General features: G+C 65.8%; 6 protein-coding genes. 2 read left to right on the top strand and 4 right to left on the bottom strand.

The genetic code is table 11. From position 1 onward, the window contains the following. Positions 1 to 269 (bottom strand): DUF1016 N-terminal domain-containing protein (locus AC1D2K_RS27670; protein ID WP_478092689.1); only part of this gene is annotated, 269 nt, incomplete at its 3' end. 185 nt (positions 270 to 454) lie between these two features. On the opposite strand from AC1D2K_RS27670, the gene AC1D2K_RS27665 reads away from it, so the two are divergent. Both AC1D2K_RS27665 and AC1D2K_RS27660 read left to right on the top strand, forming a co-directional pair. Then, positions 455 to 694, top strand: a complete 240-nt coding sequence (locus AC1D2K_RS27665; protein WP_478092687.1) for a DUF736 domain-containing protein — start codon at positions 455 to 457, stop codon at positions 692 to 694. A gap of 266 nt (positions 695 to 960) precedes the next feature. Further along, entirely contained in the window at positions 961 to 2,334 is a 1,374-nt protein-coding gene (locus AC1D2K_RS27660; RefSeq protein ID WP_478092686.1) for an NAD(P)-binding protein, read from the top strand. Here the strand turns inward: AC1D2K_RS27660 and AC1D2K_RS27655 are convergent. From AC1D2K_RS27655 to AC1D2K_RS27645, 3 genes are all read right to left on the bottom strand, one after another. Then, entirely contained in the window at positions 2,309 to 5,176 is a 2,868-nt protein-coding gene (locus AC1D2K_RS27655) for a hypothetical protein (RefSeq protein ID WP_478092685.1), read from the bottom strand. The two genes, AC1D2K_RS27660 and AC1D2K_RS27655, sit on opposite strands and share 26 nt — an antisense overlap. A gap of 300 nt (positions 5,177 to 5,476) precedes the next feature. After that, positions 5,477 to 5,812: a DUF1016 N-terminal domain-containing protein gene (locus tag AC1D2K_RS27650; RefSeq protein WP_478092684.1), complete on the bottom strand. Its 336-nt coding sequence runs from the start codon at positions 5,810 to 5,812 to the stop codon at positions 5,477 to 5,479. Between the two features lie 5 nt (positions 5,813 to 5,817). Then, positions 5,818 to 6,105, bottom strand: a complete 288-nt coding sequence (locus AC1D2K_RS27645; RefSeq protein WP_478092683.1) for a DUF1016 N-terminal domain-containing protein — start codon at positions 6,103 to 6,105, stop codon at positions 5,818 to 5,820. Between the last annotated feature and the right edge of the window lie 210 nt (positions 6,106 to 6,315).

Genomic DNA, 6,315 nt, shown 5'->3' with positions numbered 1-6,315 from the left:
AGTAGCCTGGCAGATCTGTTTCCCAAGCCCTTGTTGCGAGCCGCCTCGGGATTCCATCCTGGGTGCCGATCGACAACYTGGCCCTGCCTTGGCCAGTTGCAGGATGCCGGCCTTGTCCTGGCTGGCGCCAGGCGCAGGAAGAGCGCACTGTCCTTTTGCCGGACCAACTCGCGCACCGACCAGCGTTCGCACAGCGCCTGCTGTTCATAGAAGCCCCGCTCCAGCGGGTCGTCGATTTTCAGCAGCTCGACGATGTGCGACCAGGTCAATTGGTGCGACAGCGTCCATCCTCCAGCCGATGGGAGAGAATTTCATGGCCCTGACAACCTCACAGCAAGATCTTTTCTGAGCATCTCCCCAGGTCTTGAACCTTCCGTCGGGAGGACAAGTCTCAGTGGGCAATCGTGGGTCGGTATGCTGAGACGGCTCACGGCCCATAAGCGGACATCCGGACTTGACTGAGCGAAGTCCGCTTTCCAGCAACAAGGCGAGCGACAGCGCCCTGGACTGTCGCATCGTCTCTAGCAGTGGCCTGGAAATCGGCGCGGGCGTGGAGGAGGTCAGCAAGGCGGCCCGGCCCTTCCTGTCGGTGACCCTGGACGATCCGTCCTTCCCGGCCACGATCTATGCCCGCCTCGTCGATGGCGAGGACGGCACGCACATCCTGATCCGGACGCGCTGCAAGGGCTACTGATCCTCATCGTCCGGCGCCTCCGCCGCGAGGGCGGGGGGCTGGCGCACGGGAGGGGATCGTGTCGTCCTCCGGGCGGCTGCGTCGCGCTTCCTCGACACCTACTTGAGAAGCGGGGCCGTCATGCCGCTCTGCGCGACTAGACTTGGGCAACGCACCGACCTGAGCACCCCTTGACTTCCATCCATCCAGACATGTCTGCCGACGTTTCACGCGCGAGGGTTCCCGGCACCCCCCCCGTGTACCTTTTGGGGTGCCTCGAATCGCGGGTGACGATCTATTCGCAACAGGTTCGGGCCATCGAGCTCGCGCGCCACCTCCTCGACTCGCGCGCCGTTCGGGAGTCGGGTCGAGTCGCAGTCGTCGGTGCCGGCATCGGCGGATTGACGCTGGCGGCGATGCTCGCGGTGGCAGCCCCAGAACTGCGCGTCGTCATCTTCGAGGGGCAGGATGAGGTGCTTCATCTGCAGTCGGGTGCCCGCGACCGCTATGTGCATCCCCACATCTTCGACTGGCCCGTTGACAGCGCCCTGCAACCGCGCGCGGGCCTGCCATTGATGGACTGGGCCGCGGGCACCGCGGACGGCGTGGCCGCCGACCTGCATTCCCAGTTCGAGGAGGTATGCCGGCGCACAAGGCTGGAGGTTCGGACAAGCTCGCGCGTCGATGGCCTACAGTCGGTGGGACCGGATCTGCGTCTGGTGGTCGAAGGTACCCCACTGCCCGACGAGTACGAGAGCGTGGTCCTGTGCATCGGCTTCGGGTACGAACGACGCGCGTCGCTGAGAAATCCCTCGTACTGGTCGCCTTCGCCCCTGCCTGCCCGCTTTCTGTCACAGGTCGATGACGATCTCGTGTTCATCTCCGGAAACGGAGATGGCGGGTTGGCCGACTTCGCACTGGCGGCCTTCAAGGGATTGACGCACGAGGTCATCCTAACGCGGGTGCTTGAGCATGCGGACACCGCGGCGCTTCTGCCGCTCCTGCGCGCGCTGGATGACTTGGCATGGTCCGATCCGTCATTCGATCTCCTAGACGCCTATCGCCGGCAGCTCAAGCCGGTCGTGGGGAACCACCTGATTCGCGAGGTGCGGGACATGCTGCGCCCGAAGGGGCGCATCATCCTTCACACGCACCATGCGCAGTTGCTGCGCCGCGAAACTGCGCTGCTGAACCGACTCGTCGCATTTCTGGCCATCGACGCGGACGAGACCTATGCGCGCGGGTGCATTGCCACGGTGACCGGCGTGCCGGTCCGCCACCTCGAAGCCGACTCGGATGCCGTCGATTTGGCCGACGGACAGCATTTCAAGCCGAGCTTGCGGCTGCTGCGCTTCGGGCCGGACACGCAGAGCGTGCAGCGGCCGTTTGCGGACGAGTTCGCGCGCTGGCGCGACGTGCATGGTGCCGCCCTCGGCAGCCGTCCGGTTGACCCGGTCCTGTCTGACTCGACCCGGCAATGGGCGAAACAGGCAATGCGAGCCGCCGGCTTGCAGGCGCCGTCCCCGCAGGCGCAGGAGACGGGCCCTCCGCAGGAAGCGCAACCTCACGATCATCGCGCGGTGGTCGCGGGAGGCATCAACGTCATCGGCGGGAACGTTGGCGCAGGCGCGGTCGTCACGCAGGTCTATTCAGCTCGATGAGCATCTCGGTCTCGCCATCGCGCGTCCAGGTGGAGAGCCACTTGCGGTCGACGTTCTGCAGCCAGATGAACAACAGCCATCGGGTCTGCGGTGGCAGTCCCAGGCGTCGCTCATACATTTCCTCAATCTGTTGCTTCAGCTGCGGTTGATCACTCGCGATTTCGGCGTGGATGTGCCGCCAGGGCAGGACGTACCCTCGATCCAGCGCGACGCCGTGCGCGCGCATCATGGCCTGAACGATGGCTCTCTCGGTGTCGACGGCCGGATGTTCGCCGGTCGCTTCCAACGCGTCCTCGATCCCGGTGACCAGGCCTGCCAGTGCAGGGCCGTGGCCCGCTTCGAGCGCACGCACGGCAAGGCGCTCCGCCAGTGCCCCCAACGTGCCGTCTTCCACGCCCGCCGGCAACGCGAATGCCAGACGAATGTACATTCCGGTGAACTCGACGGCATCGTCGATGCGTCCATCGGCCAGCAATCCGTCCAGCATCTCGAAATGGCTGATGTTGTCCTGTCTCAGGAGCCCCGAGGCCGTGGGCAGCGCGGCACGGTGCTGGATCATGGCGGCCATCAACCGGCCCATCGCCTGCAGGTCGCGCTGGCGCGCAGCCACACGGATCCCGTCGCTGAGCAATTCCACCGATTCCCGCTTGGCGCCCCTGTCTGCGCATCCTTGCGCGAACTGAAGCCGGCTTTGCAGAAGGCGTTCTCGGTCATCGTCAAGCGCTGACAGGGCCGCAAGATAGTTACGCCGGCACTGGAAAATGGATCTAACGTCCTTCGCACGCGCCGCCCAGGGCTGCCCGTTGCGCGATATCAGGGCTGCGGCTTCGAGCCAGGCACGCCGTGCCGGCTCCGGCGCGGCACCACCCGACAACAGGACGTAGCTGGCGTTCGTCGCCGTCGTGGACAGGCGCTGGCTGATCTCCTCTTTCTGCTCGTCTCCCAGGCCGGGCCACAGCCGCGCGCTCGCTTGCACACAGCGCCGATACACGTCGGAAAACGCCTCCGGCAGGTTCGCTGACCGCAAGCCGTCATCGAATCGGGATAGGTCGACCATGCCCTGCGGGTCGCGCACCTGCGGCCAGACGTGATTGGTAACCGCATCGAAGACTTCGAGCGTCAGGATCACCTCTCGCGCAGTCGTCGCCTTCTCCAAACCAGCCCATGAGGCCAGCCAAGAAAGCACCGCATACAGGGCGACCCCCTTGAGGTCGGCGATGGCCACCATGAACGGTACCAGCCAGAGCAGCCGGGCGGCCTGGCCGTCGTCCTGTGAAACCGTGACGAGACGCTCAAGCGCAATCCGAAGCGCCGGATCGGCGCTGCTGGTGACCTTCGACAGGCCGTGCATCAGGTGCGCAAGCTCCTCAATGATCGGGTCATGCCGCGCCTTCCACAGGTCCGCGCTCAGCAAGGCCAGGAACTGGGGGGGCATCGGCATGCGGCGCATCCGTGCGATCAAGCGCGCCCTGCGCATCACGGCGGCCATCTCTGACTCCTCGTGCCGCGCCAAGGCGCGCAGCGCCAGCAAGGCGTCCTCCTCGTCCAGCCGCGCCAGGACCTCCAGGTGCCCCGCACCCAACCGGGACGCGCCGTGGACCAGACGGGACAGCTGCGCCGGGCTTGGAACTGGCAGGACCCGTGCCAGCGAAGGCTCCGTGATCGATTCGGACAGCATGTGATGCAGCAGGCGCTCGCCAAGCGCGTCCGGCCGCAGTGCCCACCGGGTGGCCTTGCTCACGCCGTGCCGTTCCAGTTTCAGCAAGCCGTTGAGCGCGGCGGGCCATTGCGTCATGTCCGACAGCGACTGGAGCAACTTCTGGTTGTGGCGCTCGATCTCGCGACGCAACAGCTCGTGGTCGATGCCATCGGGCGGCGGCTCGGGCATTTCCGCCCATGGCAGGCCTCCTGCAAGGGTGGCCGCCGTGAGCAGCCGGCTGAGGGCGGCGAACTCCGCATCGTCCACGGCGTCGTGCAGGAGGCGCAGTTCCCGCTTGAGCCACAGGTCCAGGCTGCCATTGGGCAGCAGCTGCCGAACATCCTTTGCCGGCATCTCGTTCCATAGCGCCGCCGCTACCATGGCAACGAACAGCGGCCGACCGCCATCCGTCGCGCGCAGCAGCGCATCGGTTTCCACCTCCGAGGACCTTGCATGGGCTAGGTCTGCGCTCCATCCCGCGGCCTGAAGCCAGCTGGCCAGCAGTTCCGGGCTGCGCGGGCCCAGCGGTTCCAGGGACAGTGGATCCTTGAACAGGGTCTGTCGCAAGAGCGGGGCCGAACGCCCCGCCTGCTCGAAGAGTGCAGGCCACCACGTGGTTTGCGTGCTTGCGGCACGATCGAGCAGGAGCAGCCGGACGCGATGAGGCCCTCGTTGAAAGCGGGAAGAGAAGGCGACAAGAACATCTATCAGGGCCTTTCCGGCCGACGCGTAGTCCAGCACCCACAAGGTGTCCGCGGTAGGTGTCCAATTGCTCATGGCGCCGGTCGTCTGTTGGAAGGCCGGGACGAAGCCGCCTTGCCATRCGGCATTGCACCGCAGGAGTTCGAACGCCAGCCTGCTCTTTCCGGCCCCGGCAGGCCCATGGACGGCCCACCAGCAAAACGGCGTGTCAGCGCCCAGAAAACCTTGCAGTTCCGCGAGCTCCTGTTCGCGCGCGAGCAACGGGACTCTCTGCTGATGAAACAGCAACCAGTCCGCGGAGAACGGTTGTGCGGTGGGCGAGGGCGCAAACACTTCCGCAACCACTGGCACATGGCCCGGCGCATAGATTTGGACCGCTGACGAGTTTTCGGCCAGGTTCCCGAAGATGGCGTTGACGTATGGAGGTGGAGCATTTCTCATGCCTTCGATTTTGGTGCCGCCACGCCCTGTCCTAGCGGCCCCGTTCAACGATGGCTTGAATCTGCTGGCTCCGCTATGACGGCTTTGTCCACCATGCAGCGAAAGCCGACTTCCAGGCTCCGACCGCTTGATGGCGGGGACCYGCCGTTCCTGCTGAACCCGGCGAGGTCTGCAACGGGCCCAGAACGGCTGTTCRCGCCCTGRGCCCGCCGGCGRCTCGTCCCCCGTCCGCGCGGCCCGGAGAATTCAAAGATGGGTGAAAAACCCTCCMGAAAATTCAAACTGTGCGGCGCAGCGGGTTCAAGGTAGCYTGGCAGATCTGTTTCCCATGTCCTTGTTGCGAGCCGCCTCGGGATTCCATCCTGGGTGCCGATCGACAAYYTGGCCCTGCCTTGGCCAGTTGCAGGATGCCGGCCTTGTCCTGGCTGGCGCCAGGCGCAGGAAKAGCGCACTGTYCTTTTGCCGGACCCACTCGCGCACCGACCAGCGTTCGCGCAGCGCCTGCTGTTCATGGAAGCCCCGCTCCAGCGGGTCGTCGATCTTCAGACACTCGACGATGTGCGACCAGGTCAATGGGTGCGACAGCGTCGCACCTTTCGTTGCCAGGTCGGGATAGGTCAGGTAGAACTGGCGCAAGCGGATCAGGTTGCTGCGGCGGAAGCCCTTGCCGTGGCGCAGGCCGAGGTCGCGGCCAGGGTGTCGGTCAGCGCCTTGCCGTACTCGGCGCGCACCTGCGGCCTCTTCGAACTTGACGATGTGGCGGCCACCTGCCAGTAGGTCTCGACGAGCTGGGCGTTGACGGCCTGCACCGCCCGCACCCGGCCCTGGGTCCAGGTGTCGGAGGTCTGTTGCGGAGTTGGCGGTAGCCGCTGCTGCTGTTCAGCAGGGTGCTCGGTTCCATGAAGCTTGGCGGGTGCTGAGTTCGCCATCGTGCCGATGACGTCGACGACAACATGCCTGGACCTAATCCCCAGATGCCATCGGAATCCTCTTCCTCCCCACCCCCACACCCCCAGACCCCGCAGCCCGCACGATGCGCCGAAAGGTAGGGCATTCCATATGGCTAGGCGCCGGGCAGGCAGCGGCGTGCCGCAGGCCGTCGCGCCGGGCAGGCAGCGGCGTGCCGCAGGCCGTCGCGC

It is taken from the genome of Variovorax sp. P1_H12_2 (assembly GCF_056405335.1).
Note: the sequence above shows the minus strand (reverse complement) of the source record. Positions and strands in the feature narration are given on the sequence as shown.

What these genes read in the sequence shown, in the direction of transcription:
- AC1D2K_RS27645 (WP_478092683.1), bottom strand. Translation starts at nt 6,105, where the DNA reads ATGGCGAACTCAGCACCCGCCAAGCTTCATGGAACCGAGCACCCTGCT.